This is a genomic window from Massilia sp. NP310 (genome assembly GCF_019443485.1).
GTDB lineage: Bacteria > Pseudomonadota > Gammaproteobacteria > Burkholderiales > Burkholderiaceae_D > Telluria > Telluria timonae.
In genome coordinates this window covers 4578326-4596306 of sequence record NZ_CP080379.1, presented here as the reverse complement: position 1 = coordinate 4596306, position 17981 = coordinate 4578326, and the positions used below count along the sequence as shown (strand labels likewise).

Below are 17981 nucleotides of genomic sequence, written 5' to 3'. Positions count from 1 at the left end.
GCAGCGAACGCCCGTTACGGAACCTTGATCTCGCTCTGCAGCGCCTGCAGCACGTCGGCGATGGCGATGCCGTCGGCCTCGGCCTCGAAGTTGCGCAGCACACGGTGCGCCAGCACCGGCAGCAGCATGGCCCCGATGTCGTCGCGGGTCACCGCCAGCCGGCCCTGCATCAGGGCGCGCGCCTTGGAGGCCAGCACCAGCGCCTGGCCGGCGCGTGGGCCGGCGCCCCAGCCGATGTGCTTCTTGACCGCGTCGACCGTGGTCTCGCTCGGACGGGTGGCGCGCACCAGGCGCGTCGCATAGCGCACCAGGTGGTCGCCGATCTCGATGTCGCGCACCAGCTGCTGCAGGCGCAGCAGGGTCTCGACGTCCATCACCGGTTCGGCATCCTGCAGGCCGGCATGGGTGGTGCGCGAGACCATCAGCACTTCTTCGTCCTCGGTCGGATAGACCACGTCGATGCGCAGCAGGAAGCGGTCGAGCTGGGCCTCGGGCAGCGGATAGGTGCCGGCCTGTTCGATCGGGTTCTGCGTGGCCAGCACGAAGAAGGGCCGCGGCAGCTTGTGGGTCTGGCCGGCGAAGGTCACCGAACGCTCCTGCATCGCCTCCAGCAGCGCCGACTGGGTCTTGGGCGGGGCGCGGTTGATCTCGTCGGCCAGCAGCACCTGGGTGAACACCGGGCCGGGCTGGAAGCGGAACACGCGCTGGCGAGTGCTCGCGTCTTCTTCCAGGATCTCGGTGCCGACGATATCCGACGGCATCAGGTCGGGCGTGAACTGCACGCGGCGGAACTGCATGTCGGTGGCTTGCGCCAGCGATTTGACGAGCAGGGTCTTGCCCAGCCCCGGCACGCCTTCGACCAGCGCGTGGCCGCCCGCCAGCAGGCAGGTGACGAGCAGTTCGACCACCTCTTCCTGGCCGATGATCACGCGCGCCATGCTGGCCTTCAGTGCGCCCACTTTCGCCGTCAGGGCGGCGATATCCTGTTCATTCCACGCTACTGCATCTTGTTGCGACACTGGTCATGCTCCCAACGCATATTGAATGATGTTCACCGCGAAGCGGGTATTGTCGACCGCGAGGAAACGCTTGTTGCGGAAGTCGTAATCCCATTCGCAGCCATAGTCCTTGTTCGAGTACAGCACGCGCACGCGCCCGCCGATCTCGATCGCCTTCAGGTACTCGTGCACCAGGTCGTCGCCCCAGCCATTGAGTTCCATCGACGTCGTCGGCGGCCCGTCCTCGAACTTGAAGAAGCACGAGTACAGCGGATGGTTGTTCGGGATCTTCTTGAGCGCATGCAGCCCGAAGATCTTCGCCATCTCGGCCTCGAACGACTTGGCGAACAAGCCGTCGATGTCGTGGTTGCAATCGTCCACGAAGACGAAGCCGCCGCCGCGCACGTACTTCTCGAAATTGCTCCGTTCCGCCGGGGTGAACTGCACCAGCTTGTGGCCGGCCAGGTAGCAGAACGGCGCCTGCAGCATCTTCGGATCCGACAGGGCCACCATGCGCTCGGTCGTATCCACCCGCAACGTGGTGTACTCCACCAGGGAGTTCAGCACGTTGCTGGGCATGCGGATATCTACGTCCCAGTTGCCCGATTCATACATCAGGCGCGTGAAGTAGAAGTCGTAACTCGCCATTTACATTCGCAACCGTCAGACCGCGTCGGACAGCGAGGTGAAGTTGAAGTCGCGCACCTTCATCGGCGGCAGCACCATCTGGAACGGCACTTCGTCGCCGCCGATGATCTGCGGCTTGCCCAGTTCGTCGATATTGTTCAGGATCGTGACCGGGCTCTCGTTGAAGCGGAAGTTCTTGAGCGGGTACTTGATCTTGCCGTTCTCGACGTAGAAGGTGCCGTCGCGGGTCAGGCCCGTGAGCAGCAGCGACTGCGGATCGACCATGCGGATATACCAGGTGCGGGTGACCACGATGCCCTTCTTGGTGCCTTCGATCAGCTCTTCCAGCGACTTGGTGCCGCCCGCCATGATCATATTGCCGTGACCCGCGGTGGCGCGCTTGCCGGTCTTCTGCGCCCAGTAGCGCGAGTAGTCGAGCGAGGCGACGCGGCCATCCTTGACCAGCTCGGTGCGTTCACGCGCCAGCAGCGATTCGTTGTCCCATGGCGCGACCGGCACGTCCTTGTCCCACGGGTCGGCCCAGATGTTCACCTGGCTGTCGAACAGCTTGTCGCCCAGGCGGTTCTTGCCGCCGGCCTTCGACAGGAAGCTGCGGCCCTCGTCGGCCGAACGCGCGTCGAAGGCGCCGAACATATTGCCGAGGATTTCCGAGGTCGCCGCCGGCTCCAGGATCACGGTGTAGCGGCCCGGTTCCAGCGCGCGCGCCTCGACCGAACGCAGCGCCTTCTCGATCGCGATCTCGGCCGCTTCGCGCGCGTCGAAGCGCGCGGCGTCGACCGCCGAGCGGGTCACCCAGCCGGAACCGCGGCCGTCCTCGGTGCGCGCGGTGAGGCTGAACGACAGGTCGGTGAAGTCCTGGTGGCCGAACACGCCGTTCGAGTTGGCGATGGTCGAGAAACGGGTGCTGTCGGTGAAGAAGCCGGCGGTGACCAGCTTGTTCTTGCGCGCCAGCTCGATGCAGGTGGCCGCCACCTCGGCCCGGAAGTCCGGGTCGATCGCCGCGGTCTTGGGCACGAAGGTGGTGGTGGCGCGGTATTCCTGCTTGGCGATGGCGGGCATGAATTCCGGATTCTCCGGCGCCAGCTTCGCCAGTTCCTCGGCGCGGCGCACGGCCTTTTCCAGCGACTTGTCGTCGAATTCGTTGATCACGGCGGTGCCGCTGCGCTTGCCGAAGGCCACGCGCACGACCAGCTGCATGTCTTCGGTCAGGCCGGCGGTCGACACGCTGTTGCGCGCGAAGCGCACGTTGCCGACGCGGCTGCCTTCGATCCCCACCGTGCACTCGTCGGCTTTCGACAGCGACAGCACGCGATCGGTGATACGTTTTGCTTGTTCCTGATTCAGGGATTTCATCCTGGTCTCCTTATCCGATCTTGCGTGCGGTATTGATGACGTTGATGCCGTTGAAGCGGGTGGTGCTCGATCCGTGCGACACCGCGCTCACCTGGCTCGGCTGCCCCTTGCCGTCGAAGAAGGAGCCGCCCATGCGCCAGTCGCGCTCGTCGCAGATGGCCGAGCAGGCATTCCAGAATTCCTGGGTATTCGCCTGGTAGGCCACGTCCTCGAGCGGGCCGGTGATCTTGCCGTTCTTGATCTCGTAGTACAGCGTGCCGCCGAACTGGAAGTTGTAGCGCTGCTGGTCGATCGAGTAGGAGCCGCGGCCCAGGATATAGATGCCCTTCTTGACGTCCTTGACCATCTCGTCCGGCGTCAGGCGCGCTTTGCCCGGCTCCAGCGAAACGTTCGGCATGCGCTGGAACTGCACCGTGCTCCAGCTGTCGGCGTACGAGCAGCCGTGCGATTCCTTCTCGCCGATGATGTGGGCCTGGTCGCGCGTGGCCTGGTAGTTGACCAGGACGCCGTTGCGGATGATGTCCCACTGCTTGGCCGGCACGCCCTCGTCGTCGTAGCCGATCAGGCCCAGCGAGCCCGGCGTGGTGCGGTCCGCGACAAAATTGACGCGCTCGGCGCCGTACTTGAATTTCTTGCTCTGCCACTTGTCGAGGCCCACGAAGCTGGTGCCGGCATAGTTGGCTTCGTAACCGAGCACGCGGTCCAGTTCCGTCGGGTGGCCGACGTTTTCGTGGATGGTCAGGAACAAGTGTTCGGGACTGAGCACGAGGTCGTACTTGCCCGGCTCGACCGACTTGGCGCTGAGCTTCTCGCGCGCCTGCCTGCCGGCCAGGCGCGCATCCTCGACGATGTCGTAGGACTTGGTGTACAGCGTGGTGACGCCGCCGGCGGCGCGCACCTTGTCTTCGGGACGCGCGTCGAAATATTCATAGCCCATCGAGGCCGGGGCGCCCAGGCCGCCGCGCGAGCGGAACTTGCCGGTGGCCTTGTCGACCGCGGTGGCATTGATCGGGGCCCACAGGCGGTGCACGTCCTGGTCGATATAGGAGCCGTCGGTCGAGGCGAAGTATTTTTGCTGGTTGATCTGGAACAGCGAGGCGGTCATGAAGTTCGCGCCCGCATCCAGGCCGGCCTTGTTGGCGGCGATCAGCATGTCGGCCTTTTCCTTGACCGGCAGGGTGCGCCAATCCTTCTTGATCGGCGTGGCCCATGCCACTTCGCCCACGCCCTTGACCGGCGCCAGGCGCACCGGCTCGATCTGCAGCCTGGCGTTGGCCTTGGCGATCGCCACCGCCTGGCGCGCGGCCTGGGCGACGCCGTCCGCGGTCATGCTGTTGGTCGAGGCGAAGCCGTAGGCGCCGTCGGCGATCACGCGCACGCCCACGCCGCTCGATTCGGTATTGTTGATGCTTTCGACGTTCAGGTCGCGCGTGACGATGAACTGGTTCAGGTAGCGGCCGATGCGCACGTCGCAATACGACGCGCCGGCCTGGGTGGCCGCGCCCATGGCGGTGTCGGCCAGGACCTTCTTGGCGCTTGCCGCCATCGGCTTGAGCAGGTCTTCGGCCGCGATCGCGTTGCCGAACACCGGAATGAGCATGGCGCCGGCAGTGCCGGCGCCGATCTGCAGGAATTTACGACGTTCCATGAATTCTCCAGGTGCGGTGCCCTCGGGTGGCATCCGCGTGGGCGGACAAGCCGCCCACCCTACGTTAAACGGCGTCCGACAGCGACGTGAAGTTGAAGTCGCGGATCTTCATCGACGGGATCAGCATCGAGTAGCGCGCTTCGTCGGCGCCGATCACCACCGGCTTGCCGATCTCTTCGATATTGTTCAGCATCGTCACCGGGCTTTCGTTGAAACGGAAGTTCTTGATCGGATGCTTGATCTTGCCGTTCTCGACGTAGAAGGTGCCGTCGCGGGTCAGGCCGGTCAGCAGCACCGATTGCGGGTCCACCATGCGGATGTACCAGGTGCGGGTGACCAGCACGCCCTTCTTGGTGTTGGCGATCAGCTCCTCGGTGGTCTTGTTGGTGCCGGCCATGATGATGTTGCCGGCCGCGCCCACCGCGCGCTGCTTCTTCTGCTGCGCCCAGTAGCGCGAGTAGTCGAGGGCGTTGATCTTGCCGTCCTTGACCAGCTCCACGCGTTCGCGCGGCAGCATGTCGTTGTCCCATGGCAGCACGGCGACGTCCTTGTCCCATGGGTCGGACCAGATGTTGACCTGGCTGTCGAACAGCTTGTCGCCCAGCCGATTCTTGCCGCCGGCCTTTGACAGGAAGCTGCGGCCCTCGTCGGCGCGGCGCGCGTCGAAGCCGCCCAGCATGAAGGACAGCAGGTCCGACGTCGCCGCCGGCTCCATGATCACGGTGTAGCGTCCCGGCTCCAGCGCCTTCGCGTCGACCGAGCGCAAGGCCTTCTCGATCGCGATCTCGGCCGCTTCGCGCGGGTCGAACTTGGTGACGTCGCGCGCCGAGCGCTTGACCCAGCCCGAACCGCGGCCGTCTTCGGTGCGCACGGTCAGGGTGAAGTCGAGCGAGGTCGCGACCTGGTGGCCGAACAGGCCGTTCGAGTTGGCGACGGTCTCGAAGCTGGTGCGGTCGGTGAAGAAGCCGGCCGAGACCAGGCCGCGCTTGCGGCACCCCTCGATCGCGTAGGCGGCGGCCTGCGCGCGGTACTCCGGATCGATGTCGGCGGTCTTCTGCACGAAAGTGTCGGACGGCTTGTAGGCGGTCTTGGCGATCGCCGGGATGAATTCCGGATTGTCCGGCGCCAGCTTCGCCAGGTCTTCGGCGCGGCGCACGGCGCGCTCGATCGACTTGTCGTCGAACTCGTTGATGGTGGCCGTGCCCTGCTTCTTGCCGAATGCGACCTGCACCTGCACGCGGGTGTCGTCGGCCAGGCCGGCGGTCGAGACGGCGTTGCGGGCGAAGCGGATGTTGCCGATGGTGCTGCCTTCGATGTTGACGATGCACTCGTCGGCCTTGGTCAGCGACATCACGCGGTCACTGATCTTTTTTGTTTGTTCCTGGGTCAAGATGCTCATGTGCGTCCCTGCCTTAGCCGATCTTGCGAGCGGTGTTGATCACGTTGATGCCGTTGAAGCGCGCGGTCGACGAACCGTGCGAGACGATGCTGATCTGCGGCGGCTGTCCCTTGCCGTCGAAGAAGGAGCCGCCCATGCGCCAGTCGCGCTCGTCGCAGATCGCGCTGCAGCCGCCCCAGAATTCCTGGGTGTTCGACTGGTAGGCCACGTCTTCCAGCATCTGGCCGATCTTGCCGTCCTTGATCTCGAAGAACAGCTGGCCGCCGAACTGCGAGTTGTAGCGCTGCTGGTCGATCGAGAACGAGCCGTCGCCGATGATATAGATGCCCTTCTTGATGCCCTTGACCATCTCGTCCGGGGTCAGCCTGGCCTTGCCCGGCGCCAGCGACACGTTCGGCATGCGCTGGAATTGCACCGTGTTCCAGCCGTCCGCGTACGAGCAGCCGTGCGATTCCTTCTCGCCGATGATGTGGGCCTGGTCGCGCGTGGCCTGGAAGTTGACCAGGATGCCGTCCTTGATGATGTCCCAGCGCTTGGTCTTGACGCCTTCGTCGTCGTAGCCGATCGCGCCCAGCGAACCCGGGGTGGTCTTGTCGGCGAAGATGTTGACGATCGGGGCGCCGTACTTGAAGCTCTTCGACTTCAGCTTGTCAACCGTGGCGAAGCTGGTGCCGGCGTAGTTGGCCTCGTAGCCCAGCACGCGATCGAGTTCGGTCGGGTGGCCGACGTTTTCGTGGATGGTCAGCCACAGGTGTTCCGGCGACAGCATCAGGTCGTACTTGCCCGGCTGGACCGACTTGGCGGTCAGCTTGCGCTTGGCGTCGCGGCCCGCGGCCCGCGCGTCCTCGACGATGTCGTAGGTCTCGGTGTACAGGGTGGCGACGCCGCCGGCGGCCTTGATCTTGTGCTCGGGGCGGGCGTCGAAGTATTCATAGCCCTTGCCAACCGGGGAGCTCAGGCCGTCGCGCGAGCGGAACTTGCCGGTGGCCTTGTCGACCGCGGTGGCCGACAGCGGCGCCCACAGGCGATGCACGTCCTGGTCGATATACGAGCCGTCGGTCGAGGCGAAGTACTTCTGCTGGTTCACCTGGAACAGCATCGTGCGCATGAAGTTGGCGCCGCCTTCCATGCCCGCCTTGTTGGCGGCGATCAGCATGTCGGTCTTCTCGGCGATCGGCACCGTGCGCCAGTCCTTGGTGTACGGCGTGCTCCACGAAACCTCACCGACGCCCTTGACTGGTGCAAGCCGCACCGGTTCGGTCTGCAGCCTGGCGTTCGCTTTGGCGATCGCCACCGCCTGGCGCGCCGCGTTGGCGATGCCGTCGTTCGACATGTCCGAGGTCGCGGCGAAGCCGTAGGCGCCGTTCACGATGACGCGCACGCCGACGCCGGCCGACTCGGTATTGGCGACGTTCTCGACGTTCAGGTCGCGGGTGGTGATGAACTGGTTGAGATAGCGTCCGATGCGCACGTCGGCGTAGCTGGCGCCGGCCTTGGTGGCGGCGTTCAGCGCGACGTCGGCCAGGGCCTTCTTGGCGGCGACGGGCATCGTGCTGACCAGTTCCTCGGCAGCGATCGCGCGACCGAATGGCAACAGCATCGAGGCGGCGGCCAGGCTGCTGAGATTGAGAAAGGTACGGCGTTCCATGTGTTCTCCTGAATGACCTACTTCCGGGCAGCGGTTCCGCAAACAGCTCGGCGCCGCTCTTGTATGTACATCGCTATTGTTTTGGATTTGCCTGTGTGCCACGCGGCAAACCTCTCAACCATAGCATTGACTCAACGTTTTGAATAGGCAATCTTTGTGCCACCTCAATGCAATGTTCTCTGCCTGTGATGGGCACTGTCTGTACAACGGACATTCCCCATATATGCATATACGGCGAACGCTTGACTATGGAGGTTGCCTGTTCGATCATCCTCGGGCTGACGGCGGCGAATCGCCTGCCGTCCCACCCACCAAGGAGACCTCGCACGATGAAACGACTGATCCTGGCCGCGATGCTGGCAACCGGCCTTGCCGGCGCCGCGCACGCGGACGATGCCCTGAAATCCGCCATCGCCGGCGAACACCGCGCCGCCGCCAGCAAGGCCCGCGACGCCTACCGCCACCCTTACGAAACCCTGACCTTCTTCGGCATCAAGCCGAACATGACGGTGATCGAGCTGTCGCCGGGCGGCGGCTGGTACACCGAGATCCTGGCGCCCTACCTGCGCGACCAGGGCAAGCTGTATGGCGCCGTGCCGGACGCCGAGAGCCGCGGCGGCAAGGCCTTCCGCGACAGGCTGGCGGCCAATGGCGCCGTGTACGGCAAGGTGACCCCGGTCCAGTTCGCGCCACCGGGCAGCATCGCGCTGGGCGCCCCGAACAGCGCCGACATGGTGGTCACCTTCCGCAACCTGCACAACTGGCTGGGCAATGGCGACGACGCCGTGCTCACCGTGCTGAAGGAAGCGCACAAGGTCTTGAAGCCGGGCGGCGTGCTGGGCGTGGTCGAGCACCGCCTGCCGGCGAAGATGGAGCAGGACGCCAAGGCCTCGAGCGGCTATATGCACGAGGCATACGTGATCCGCATGGCCGAACGCGCCGGCTTCAAGCTGGCCGCCAAGTCGGAGGTGAACGCCAATCCGAAGGACACCGCCGACCATGAAAAAGGCGTGTGGACCCTGCCGCCGGTGCTGACCAACAAGGACAAGGACCGCGAGAAGTACCTCGCCATCGGCGAGAGCGACCGCATGACGCTCAAGTTCGTCAAGCAGTAAGCATAAGCGCCACGTCGCGAAGGAAGGCCGGTATTCCTTCGCGACGATTCCCGTATTTCCTTTTGCGCCGCCTGTGGTTATTCTTCTGGATGCATCCTGAACCGTCCATTCGAAGGAAACCATGAAGACTCTGCCGACATTGCGCCTGGCCGCCCTCCTCCTTGGCGCCTGCGGCGCCGCGCACGCCCAGGACACCGTGCTGCCCGAGGTCCAGGCCATGCCTGCTCCTGCTCCTGCTCCTACTCCTGCCACGGCGCCCGCCGTCGCTCCCGCAGTTGCTCCCCCTGCCGCCAAGAGCGCCGTGCCCGCGCCGGTCCTGCCCGCGGTCGAGAACTCGGTGGTGAAGATCTTCGCCACGATCCGCCGCCCCGAACCCTATAAACCCTGGACCAAGGCGGCCCCAGCCTCGGTCACCGGTTCCGGCGTCATCATCGAGGGCAAGCGCATCCTGACCAATGCCCACGTGGTCGGCTATGCGAGCCAGGTCGAGGTGCAGGCCAGCCAGTCGGGCGACAAGGTGGCCGCCAAGGTGATCGCGCTGGCGCGCGGCATCGACCTGGCCGTGCTGGAACTGGAAGACCCGTCCTTCTTCGACAGGCGTCCGCCGGTGCCGAGGGCGCCCGTGCTGCCCGACGTGCGCCAGCAGGTGTTCGCCTACGGCTATCCGGTCGGCGGCAACTCGCTGTCGACCACCACCGGCATCGTCTCGCGCGTGGAGTTCGTCAACTACGGCGCCTTCAGCTCGGGCCTGCGGATCCAGATCGACGCCCCGATCAATCCCGGCAACAGCGGCGGCCCGGTGGTGTCGGGCGAGCGCATGGTCGGCCTGGCCTTCGCCGGCGCGGCCAATGCGCAGAACATCGGCTACGTGATCCCCAACGAGGAAATCGAACTGTTCCTGCGCGACGTGGCCGACGGCCGCTACGACGGCAAGCCGCTGCTGCACGACAGCGTGCAGACGCTGGAAAACCCGGCGCTGCGCCAGTTCCTCAAGCTCGACAAATCGGTCGAAGGCGCGGTGGTGCACCGCCCCTACCGGGTCGACGCCAGCTGGCCGCTCAAGGAGTGGGACGTGATCACCCATATCGGCGAGCATGCGGTCGACAACCAGGGCATGGTCAAGCTGGGCTCGAACCTGCGCGTGCGCTTCCAGTACCGCATCCAGCAGGTGGCGAAGAACGGCAAGGTGCCGATGACGATCATCCGCGGCGGCAAGCAGATGAAGGTCGAGGTGCCGGCCACCGGCCCGCGTCCACTGCTGATCTCGGACCTGGACGGCGGCTACCCGTCCTATTTCATCTATGGCCCGATCGCCTTCTCACGCGCCACCAGCGAATTCATGAGCTTTGTCGCCGGCAGCGCGCCGGGGATGAACGCCTATGCCTTCAATGCCAGCCCGCTGGTCACGCAGCGTGGCGACTCGCCGACGCCGGAGCGCGAAGAGCTGGTGGTGATCAGCGCGCCGTTCTTCCCGCACAAGCTGGTGAGTGGCTACAACAATCGCTTCGGCTCGGTGGTCGAGTCGGTGAACGGCGAGAAGGTGCGCAGCCTGCGCCACCTGGTGGAACTGCTGCGCGACCTGAAGGACGAGCAGGTGGTGCTGCGCTTCGACCAGCGCTACGGCGAGACCATGATCCTGCCGCGCCAGGCGACGCTGGCGGCGACCGAATCGATCCTGTCGGACAACGGGATCAGGACGCAGGGGTCGGAAGACATGATGAAGGTGTGGGAGCGCAAATAAGCTCCCCGCCATGAAAAACGCCCGCGAACATGCGGGCGTTTTTTATCTCACTTCGCCTTTTTCACGGGCGTGAACAGCAAGTCCTGGAAGTCGTAGCTGAAATCCGTCTCGGTCGACACCGGCTTCATGCGCAGGCGCTCGATCGAACCATCATGGTCCAGCGAGAACGTCGCGTAGGCGTCGGCATTGAAGTTGCGCTCCTTCCAGCGCACGATGAAGGTGTCGTGCTGGAAGTGCTCCATCTCGCCGGTCAGGTCGGGCGTGCGCGAGAACGACATCACCAGCTTGCTGCCCTGGCGCTTGACGGTCGCCTTGCCATACCAGGCGTCCTCGTACTCGCCTTCGTAGTCCCACAGCGGCAGCGACGGCTTCGATGCCTTGGCGCGGCTGGCGCTTTCACCCTTCACGCGCGCCGCTTCCTTTTCGCGCGCTTCGCGGTCGACCTCGGCGATGCGGCCGATCCAGTCGGTCGGCGCCACGCCCAGGTACTGGTCCAGCAGGCGGTATTGCAGCGCATTGAGCGACGGACCGCTTTCGGCATTGGTGAAGATCGCGATGCCCAGCTTCGCTTCCGGCACCAGCATGACGCGCGAATAGAAGCCCTGCAGCGCGCCGCCATGCATCGCCACCAGCTTGCCCTGGTAGTCGCGCAGCTGGAAGCCCAGGCCATAGGCGAAGAAGTTCGGCTTGGTCGCCGCCAGCGGTGGGCGCGGCTGGTTGATCTTCATCGGCGTCTGCGCGGTCCACATCTCGCGCGCCTGTTTCTCGGACCACAGCCGCACTTCCTTGCCGCCGGCGTCCGTTTTCACGCGCCCGTGGTCGAGCAGCACGTTCATCCAGCGCGCGATGTCCTCGGCATTGGTGTTGATGCCCACCGCGCCGATCGCGTTCGCCACCGGCATCGGCTTCACCACCGCCGCCTTGCCATCGATCTTGCTGTGCGGCGCCGACACGTTCATGCCCGGCTTGTGCTGGTCCAGGCTGGTGGTGGTGGCCTCCATGCCGACCGGATCGAGGATCCACTCGCGCATGGTCGCGCCCCAGTCCTTGCCGGATTTCCGGGCGATGATCTTGCCGGCCACGATGTACAGCAGGTTGTCGTAGGCGTAGCTGTTGCGGAAGCTCGTCGCCGGCTTGATGTAGCGGAGGTTGTGGATGATCTCGTCGGTGCTGAAGGTGGTGGTGGGCCACCACATCAGGTCACCGGCGCCGAGTCCCAGGCCGCTGCGGTGGGTGAGCAGGTCGCGCACCGTCATCTCGGCCGTCACATATGCATCGTACATGCGAAAGTCCGGCAGGTGCTTGATGACCGGGTCGTCCCATTCCAGCTTGCCCTGGTCGACCAGCATCGCCAGCCCCGCCGCCGTGAAGGCCTTGGAGTTGGACGCGATCTCGAAGATGGTCTTGCCGTCGACCGGCGTCGGGTCGCCCAGCTTGCGCACGCCGAAGCCCTGGGTGACGACGACCTTGCCGTCCTTGACCACCGCGATGGCGATGCCGGGGACGTCGAAGGTCTTCAGGACGCGGTTGACGTCGGCTTCCAGGTCGTAGGCGGGCGCCGCCGCGGTGGCGGCTGGCGCGGCGGCGGTCTGTGCAACAGCGGCGGTCGCGCACACCGCGAGCAGCAGCGCGCCGGCGAGTCGGTTCATGGTCATCATTGCTTGCCCATCGCCTTGTCGACGCTCGATTGCGTCTCGGGGTGGTAACGCTCGCGCGCCTTCTTGTAGATGCCTTCGGCCCAGGCGCGGTCGTCCGGTTTCTCGCGCAGCGCGGCGTACAGCGGCACCACGAACTTCTGGCGGCCGACGCTCATCAGGAAAGCCTCGAGCTGCGGACGCACGGCGCGGTAGCCGGCGTGCACCGAGGCGCGATAGAAGCGGAACGCGACTTCGTTGTTCTTCGTGTTGGCCAGGCCGTAGGCGCGGTCGAGTTCTTCCAGCTTTTTCGCATCGGCTTTGTTGTCGATGTCGTTCAGGAACTTCATCCACTCGGCGGCGTTCCAGTCCTTGGCCTTCAGTTGATCGGTCGAGACCGTGCCCTTGATCCAGCCGTCGATCGAGGCATTCAGCTGCGCCAGGCGCTGCGAGACGGCGCGTTGGCCGCTTTGCGGGATGCCGGGACCGTAGATCCACTCGTCCAGCTCGGCCTCGCTCATGATCTTCGGATTCTTCGCCAGCAGGTTCTTGCGCAGGTAGTCCAGGAACTGGTCGTTGGTCACGCTCTGGAAGGCGTGGCCGTCGAACCAGCCGCGCAGGAAGGTGTCGAAGGCGGCGCGGCCGGCGCGCTGCTCGAGCGTGTGCAGGAACCAGGCGCCCTTCGGATAGGCCAGCGAGGTGTCCGGGTAGTATTCGGCCGAGGTGTCCGGCTGGCGCGAGACCAGCGCCTGCTTCGCTGGCGGCAGGTCCTTCAGCATCTCCAGCGCCTCTTCCTGCTCCAGCTGCAGGTTCATGAGGGCGACTTCCTTGCCGTAGATCTCCTCCAGGATGCGGGTGGTGACATAGGTGGTGAAGCCTTCGTTGAGCCACCAGTGCTTCCACGAGGCGTTGGTCACCAGGTTGCCCGACCAGCTGTGCGCCAGTTCGTGGGCGATCAGGTCGACCAGGCTGCGGTCGCCCGCGATCATGGTCGGGGTAAGAAAAGTAAGGCGCGGGTTTTCCATGCCGCCGATCGGGAACGACGGCGGCAGGACCAGCATGTCGTAGCGTCCCCAGCGATACGGGCCGTACAGCTTCTCGGCCGCTTCCACCATCTTCTCGGTGTCTGCCAGCTCGTACTCGGCGGCCTTGATGCGCTGCGGCTCGGCGTAGACGCCGGTGCGCCCGCCGAGCGTGCGCGCTTCGAGCTCGCCGATGCCGATCGCCAGCAGGTAGGAAGGAATCGGCTGCGGCATATTGAACTTCCAGCCTCCCTTGCCGGTGGCCTTCATGTCGTTATCGGCGCTCATCACCACGCGCAGGCCTTGCGGCGCCTCGATGCGCGCGCTGTAGGTGAAGCGCACCGCCGGCGTGTCCTGGATCGGCACCCACGAGCGGGCATTGATCGCCTGCGACTGGCTGAACATGAACGGGTGCTTGCCCGACATGGTCTGCACCGGCTGCAGCCATTGCAGCGCGGTGGCGGTCGGCGCGGTGCGGTAGTGGATGCGCACCTTCTTTTGCTGGTCCGGCAGCTTGACGTGCAGCGGCTGGCCCTTCTCTTCGTCGAACTTGCCGAGCGAGTAGTCGGCCTTGCGCCAGGCGCCTTTCGCATCCTGCGCCTCGATCTTCGAGATCGTCAGCTCGCGCGTGTCCAGGTCGAGCGTGGTCGCCTTCTTGTCCAGCCAGTCGAGGGTCAGCTCGGCATAGCCGTCCAGGCTTTTCTTCGCGAAGTCGGCCTTCAGGTCCAGGTGCAGGGCGGTGGTCTTGACCTGGTCGTATTTGGCGTAGCTGAGGGGATCGAGTGCGAAGGCGTAAGCGCTCCAGGCGCCCAGGAAGGCTGCGGTGCTGGCGCGCAGCAGGGTACTTTTGTTCATGGTCTCTCGCAGGGAAGGTCGGCCCGGCAGGCCGAGGCGGGTGCAGGATAGCATGCACGCCTGGCCAGCGAAAGCGCGCCGCCCGCGCGATAAATACACATGCCGGCGCAGCGACTTGCCGCGTCTGCTATGATCGCGGCCTTCCTCCTGCTTCACCCGACTGATGGACGCCTTTCTCGTCTCGACCGGCATCGTGGGCCTCGCCGAGATCGGCGACAAGACCCAGTTGCTGGCTTTCCTGCTCGCCGCGCGCTTTCGCCGCCCCCTGCCGATCGTGTTCGGCATCCTTGTCGCGACAGTGGCCAACCACGCCTTCGCCGCCGCCGTCGGCGCCCTCGTCAGCGAGCTGCTGGGCCCTGGCGTGATGCGCTGGGTGCTGGGCCTGTCCTTCCTCGGGATGGCCGCGTGGGTATTGACGCCCGACGAAATCGACGCCGAGGAAGCGCAACTGGCGAAGTACGGCGTGTTCCTGACCACCCTGATCGCCTTCTTCGTGGCCGAGATGGGCGACAAGACGCAGGTCGCCACCGTGGCGCTGGCCGCGCGCTATGAATCGATGGCCGCCATCGTCGCCGGCACCACCTTCGGCATGATGCTGGCCAACGTGCCGGCGGTGTACTTCGGCGAACGCATCGCGAACCGCGTGCCGCTCAAGCTCGTGCACGGCATCGCGGCGCTGATCTTCGCGGTGCTCGGCATCGCGACCCTGCTGGGGATGGGCGAAGGCCTGGGGTTCTAATCCTCATTCCTCCTGCATGACCCACACCGGCGCCGACCACAGCACGTTGCCGTCGTCCTGGGTCACCTTCGCATAATAGAAGTGCGCGCCCGGACTCGGGGTGAAGGTGGTCTCGGCCTGGTCCGACATCTGGGTGACCGTGCCCTTGCGGCCCGGGACGCCTTCCATGATCGCGACCGAGGCTGCCTTCCGGCCGGTTGAACTCGCAAAATTCGCCACCAGCGCGAGCGGTCCGCGATTGGTGAAGCGCTCGCCCATCATCCGTCCGTTCGCGGTCAGGACCAGTTGCGAATCCTTGTCCATCGTCGCGAACACGCGGCGCGCCTTGAGCGCTTCGACGAAGGTGGCGCGGCTCAGGGCCGCGCCGTTCGGCAGCAGCACGCCGGTGCGGTTGGTGAACGACGCGCCCCAGTTGGCGCAGTGGTTGTCCTGGTTGGTGCTGAAGGCCAGGCGGTAACCCGCTTCGAGCAGGCGGTTGCAGGCGCCTTCGAAATTGCTGCGGCGGGTCTCGGTCTCGTCGACGTTGGTCGAGAACGCGGTGCTGTTCATCACCTCGCACAGCGCCATCGCTTCGCCGCCGTCCTCGGTATAGGCGAGCGGCACGCCATCGACCTGGAACTGGCCCGCGTGCGCCGGATGGTTGAACTGCCCCACCCAGCCGCGCTCGCGCATCAGCGTGTACAGCGCCGCATAGTCGCCCTTGGGAGTGCGCGTGTCGGCCATCAGCTCGCCTTTGGCATTGGTCTCCCATCCGAGCAGCTCGTCGCTGTTGAAGATGTTGATATGGCCGCCGTTGTTGATGACGCCCCATTCCAGACCGTACACCGCGAGAAAGTCCGGGTGCTTTTTCGAGAAGCTGGCGGCGCTTTCCAGGCCGGCGCGGTACAAGCCCTTGGCGGCGGCGGGGTCGGCGTCCGGCGCGCTGCCCTCCGAGCCGTCGTACATGTGGTTGTGTTCCGAGGCGACCAGGATGTCGAGGCCGCGCCCGCGCGCATAGGCGAAGGCGTGGTCCGGGCCGTGCGGCGACTTCAATGGCGATTGGGCGCCCTTGCACTCGGCGATGTCGGCGCCGCCGTCGCTGTGGTTGGTCTGGCTGTGCAGGTTGCCGAGATAGACCGTGTAGGGCAGCGCCCCGGGCGCCGGCGCGGCGGCCGGCGCGAAGGCGCGCGCCAGCGGCGAGAATGCCGGCATGGCTGGCAGCGGCGGCGCGCCGACCGCGATCTCCCAGTCCTGCTCGACTTCCTCATGCGCGTCGCCGCGCACGGTCGCGCGCAGCCGGACGCGATAGATGCCGCTCGGCGCCGGCGCCAATCCCAGGCGGCCGGACCATGGCACGGTAACGGTCATGGCCTCGCCCGTGAACGGCGCCGCGCCGCGCCAGCGCAGGGCGACGCGGCCGTCGGGCCGTACCAGCTCCACCCGCCAGTCGACGGTGGCCGCGCGCGCCAGGCCGGGATAGGCAAAATGCAGCGTGAAGGTCCGCCCTTGGGCCGCGCCGGCCTGGAACGGCGCGAGCAGGGTGGCTTCGAATTCCTGGTGTTCTGCGGGGGCGGCTTGCGCCAGGCTGCAGCACAGCGACAGGGCCAGAAACGGGGAGAGGAATGAGGTTTTCATGATGCAATTTTTGCAATTTCATACCTCATTCATATTGACCAGCCTCCCATAAAAATTGTCATTTCGTCCATTGGCTTTGATGAATTTCAATCATGACAACTTGCAACGGACGAGATAGCCGTTTATGTTGGCAGTCTCATGATCGACAAGCTCGAACTCACCCACCTGCGCACGCTCGACGCCCTGAACCGCTTCGACACCATCTCGGCGGCAGCCGAGCACCTGGACGTCTCGCAGCAGGCGGTCAGCCTGCAACTGAAGAAGCTGCGCGCCATCCTGGGCGACCCGCTGTTCGTGCGCACCGGCCAGGGCATGGCGCCGACGCCGTATGCGAAGCTGATCGCGCCGCACATCGGCCAGGTGCTGGCCCAATTGAGCGGGATTCCCCTGCCCTTCGAGGTCCGGCCCGAACAGGCCGAGCGCACGCTGGTGATCTCGGGCACCGACTACACGCAGAAGGTGATCGTGGCCGACCTGGTGCGCACGCTGAGGGCCGAGGCGCCGAAAGTGAAGGTGGCGGTGGTCGACATCGAGGTCAGCGCCCTCACCCGCAAGCTGCACCAGGGAGAAATCGACCTGATCTTCACGGTGGATGGATACGTGGCGCCCGGGCTGGTGACGCAGCCCCTGTTCCTCGAGCAGTACCGCTGCGTCACCGGCAACCGCGCGCTGGCCGAGGGCGGCGTCATGCCGCTCGAAAAGCTGGCGGAGCAAGACTTCATCGTCACCAATCCGGGCATGGCCAGTTTCACGGGATCGGCCGACGGCTGGTTCGCGCGCCAGGGATTGCAGCGGCGCGTGGTCGCGTCGGCGCCGTCCTTCTTCATGGCGCTGGAATACCTGAAGGGATCGGACCTGGTCGCGTTCATGCCATCGCGCCTGCTGCCCTGCGAGGGAGTATTCGAGATCGCGCTGCCCAAGTACCCGCCCGGCTACCAGGTCGTGGCCGCCCACCATCCGAATGCGCAAAACGATGCTTTCATCACCTGGGTGCTGGAGCGGGTCGGATCCGGCCTTGTATCCGCTACAAGCCGCGCTTGATTGCGGCGGCGGGCGCGCATGCCTAAGCTGGCGCCTTTCAACGCAAGGAACCCGCATGAGCATCGAACGCATCGATCCCCCTGCCCTGTACGACGGCGCCCCGCATGGCCTGTCCCACGCGACCATCGACCATGACACCGGCCTGGTGTTCGTATCGGGCCAGGTCGACTGGGACCGTGAGTACAAGGTCAAGCACACCACCCTGGCCGAGCAGACCGAAGGCGCGGCGCGCAACCTGATCGCGGTCCTGGAGGCCGCCGGGTCCTCGGTCGAGCAGATCCTGCAGCTGCGCGTCTACGTGCGCGGCGAGATCGGCGAGCACCTCGAGACCGTGGCGCCGATCCTGGTGCGCCACCTCGGCCTGCCGCGCCCTGCCCTGACCGGCATCGGCGTGGCCTCGCTGGCGTCGCCCGACACCCTGGTCGAAATCGAAGCGGTCGCCAAACGCCGCGCGCAAAATGTTTAGTAAACCGGCTAAACAGATGGGCTGAAACACGGTAAAGATTGCTTGGAAACCAGTCTCCAC

14 protein-coding genes are annotated in these 17981 nt (G+C 65.5%); 5 read left to right on the top strand and 9 right to left on the bottom strand.

Features of this window, described 5'->3' with window-relative positions; all coding sequences use genetic code 11:
* Positions 1-14: 14 nt before the first annotated feature.
* The 6 genes from KY496_RS20180 to KY496_RS20155 form a co-directional block, all read right to left on the bottom strand.
* Positions 15-1019, bottom strand: coding sequence for a MoxR family ATPase (locus KY496_RS20180; protein WP_005663556.1), 1005 nt, complete (start codon positions 1017-1019; stop codon positions 15-17).
* 3 nt (positions 1020-1022) lie between these two features.
* Positions 1023-1646, bottom strand: a complete 624-nt coding sequence (locus KY496_RS20175) for a DUF4159 domain-containing protein (protein ID WP_005663557.1) — start codon at positions 1644-1646, stop codon at positions 1023-1025.
* Between the two features lie 15 nt (positions 1647-1661).
* Entirely contained in the window at positions 1662-2999 is a 1338-nt protein-coding gene (locus KY496_RS20170) for a TldD/PmbA family protein (RefSeq protein ID WP_005663559.1), read from the bottom strand.
* Between the two features lie 10 nt (positions 3000-3009).
* The gene (locus KY496_RS20165) at positions 3010-4647 is read right to left on the bottom strand and encodes a TldD/PmbA family protein (protein WP_219862134.1); all 1638 of its coding nucleotides are present in this window, start codon (positions 4645-4647) and stop codon (positions 3010-3012) included.
* 64 nt (positions 4648-4711) lie between these two features.
* Entirely contained in the window at positions 4712-6046 is a 1335-nt protein-coding gene (locus KY496_RS20160; protein WP_219862132.1) for a TldD/PmbA family protein, read from the bottom strand.
* 13 nt (positions 6047-6059) lie between these two features.
* Positions 6060-7694 carry a TldD/PmbA family protein gene (locus tag KY496_RS20155; protein WP_219862130.1) on the bottom strand — a complete coding sequence of 545 codons (1635 nt, stop codon included), beginning with the start codon at positions 7692-7694 and terminating at the stop codon, positions 6060-6062.
* A gap of 329 nt (positions 7695-8023) precedes the next feature.
* On the opposite strand from KY496_RS20155, the gene KY496_RS20150 reads away from it, so the two are divergent.
* Entirely contained in the window at positions 8024-8809 is a 786-nt protein-coding gene (locus KY496_RS20150; RefSeq protein ID WP_219862128.1) for a class I SAM-dependent methyltransferase, read from the top strand.
* Between the two features lie 121 nt (positions 8810-8930).
* Complete coding sequence (locus KY496_RS20145; RefSeq protein ID WP_219862126.1) at positions 8931-10550, top strand: S1C family serine protease; 1620 nt, start codon at positions 8931-8933, stop codon at positions 10548-10550.
* A 47-nt stretch (positions 10551-10597) separates the two neighbouring features.
* Here the strand turns inward: KY496_RS20145 and KY496_RS20140 are convergent, their stop codons facing one another.
* Positions 10598-12208 (bottom strand): serine hydrolase, encoded by a 1611-nt coding sequence (locus KY496_RS20140; RefSeq protein ID WP_184240030.1) that lies wholly within the window; start codon positions 12206-12208, stop codon positions 10598-10600.
* On the bottom strand, positions 12205-14061 hold the full coding sequence (locus tag KY496_RS20135; protein WP_219862125.1) for a M1 family metallopeptidase: 1857 nt from the start codon (positions 14059-14061) through the stop codon (positions 12205-12207). Before KY496_RS20135 ends, KY496_RS20140 begins: the two co-directional genes overlap by 4 nt.
* A gap of 163 nt (positions 14062-14224) precedes the next feature.
* Between KY496_RS20135 and KY496_RS20130 the strand changes: the two genes are divergently transcribed.
* Positions 14225-14800 (top strand): TMEM165/GDT1 family protein, encoded by a 576-nt coding sequence (locus KY496_RS20130; protein ID WP_005663571.1) that lies wholly within the window; start codon positions 14225-14227, stop codon positions 14798-14800.
* A gap of 3 nt (positions 14801-14803) precedes the next feature.
* Here KY496_RS20130 and KY496_RS20125 read toward each other — a convergent pair whose 3' ends face one another.
* The gene (locus KY496_RS20125; RefSeq protein ID WP_229520318.1) at positions 14804-16414 is read right to left on the bottom strand and encodes a CehA/McbA family metallohydrolase; all 1611 of its coding nucleotides are present in this window, start codon (positions 16412-16414) and stop codon (positions 14804-14806) included.
* Between the two features lie 138 nt (positions 16415-16552).
* Here KY496_RS20125 and KY496_RS20120 point away from each other — a divergent pair, with 138 nt between their 5' ends.
* Together KY496_RS20120 and KY496_RS20115 are read left to right on the top strand one after the other, a co-directional pair.
* Positions 16553-17455, top strand: a complete 903-nt coding sequence (locus tag KY496_RS20120; protein WP_219862123.1) for a LysR family transcriptional regulator — start codon at positions 16553-16555, stop codon at positions 17453-17455.
* Positions 17456-17510: 55 nt separating this feature from the next.
* A complete protein-coding gene (locus tag KY496_RS20115; RefSeq protein ID WP_184240036.1) occupies positions 17511-17921 on the top strand; it encodes a RidA family protein in 411 nt (136 codons plus the stop codon).
* Positions 17922-17981: the final 60 nt, after the last annotated feature.

Coding starts and splice junctions, on each gene's coding strand:
- KY496_RS20175 (WP_005663557.1), bottom strand. CDS start 1,646: ATGGCGAGTTACGACTTCTACTTCACGCGCCTGATGTATGAATCGGGC.
- KY496_RS20170 (WP_005663559.1), bottom strand. CDS start 2,999: ATGAAATCCCTGAATCAGGAACAAGCAAAACGTATCACCGATCGCGTG.
- KY496_RS20165 (WP_219862134.1), bottom strand. CDS start 4,647: ATGGAACGTCGTAAATTCCTGCAGATCGGCGCCGGCACTGCCGGCGCC.
- KY496_RS20160 (WP_219862132.1), bottom strand. CDS start 6,046: ATGAGCATCTTGACCCAGGAACAAACAAAAAAGATCAGTGACCGCGTG.
- KY496_RS20155 (WP_219862130.1), bottom strand. CDS start 7,694: ATGGAACGCCGTACCTTTCTCAATCTCAGCAGCCTGGCCGCCGCCTCG.
- KY496_RS20150 (WP_219862128.1), top strand. CDS start 8,024: ATGAAACGACTGATCCTGGCCGCGATGCTGGCAACCGGCCTTGCCGGC.
- KY496_RS20145 (WP_219862126.1), top strand. CDS start 8,931: ATGAAGACTCTGCCGACATTGCGCCTGGCCGCCCTCCTCCTTGGCGCC.
- KY496_RS20140 (WP_184240030.1), bottom strand. CDS start 12,208: ATGATGACCATGAACCGACTCGCCGGCGCGCTGCTGCTCGCGGTGTGC.
- KY496_RS20135 (WP_219862125.1), bottom strand. CDS start 14,061: ATGAACAAAAGTACCCTGCTGCGCGCCAGCACCGCAGCCTTCCTGGGC.
- KY496_RS20130 (WP_005663571.1), top strand. CDS start 14,225: ATGGACGCCTTTCTCGTCTCGACCGGCATCGTGGGCCTCGCCGAGATC.
- KY496_RS20125 (WP_229520318.1), bottom strand. CDS start 16,414: ATGAAAACCTCATTCCTCTCCCCGTTTCTGGCCCTGTCGCTGTGCTGC.
- KY496_RS20120 (WP_219862123.1), top strand. CDS start 16,553: ATGATCGACAAGCTCGAACTCACCCACCTGCGCACGCTCGACGCCCTG.
- KY496_RS20115 (WP_184240036.1), top strand. CDS start 17,511: ATGAGCATCGAACGCATCGATCCCCCTGCCCTGTACGACGGCGCCCCG.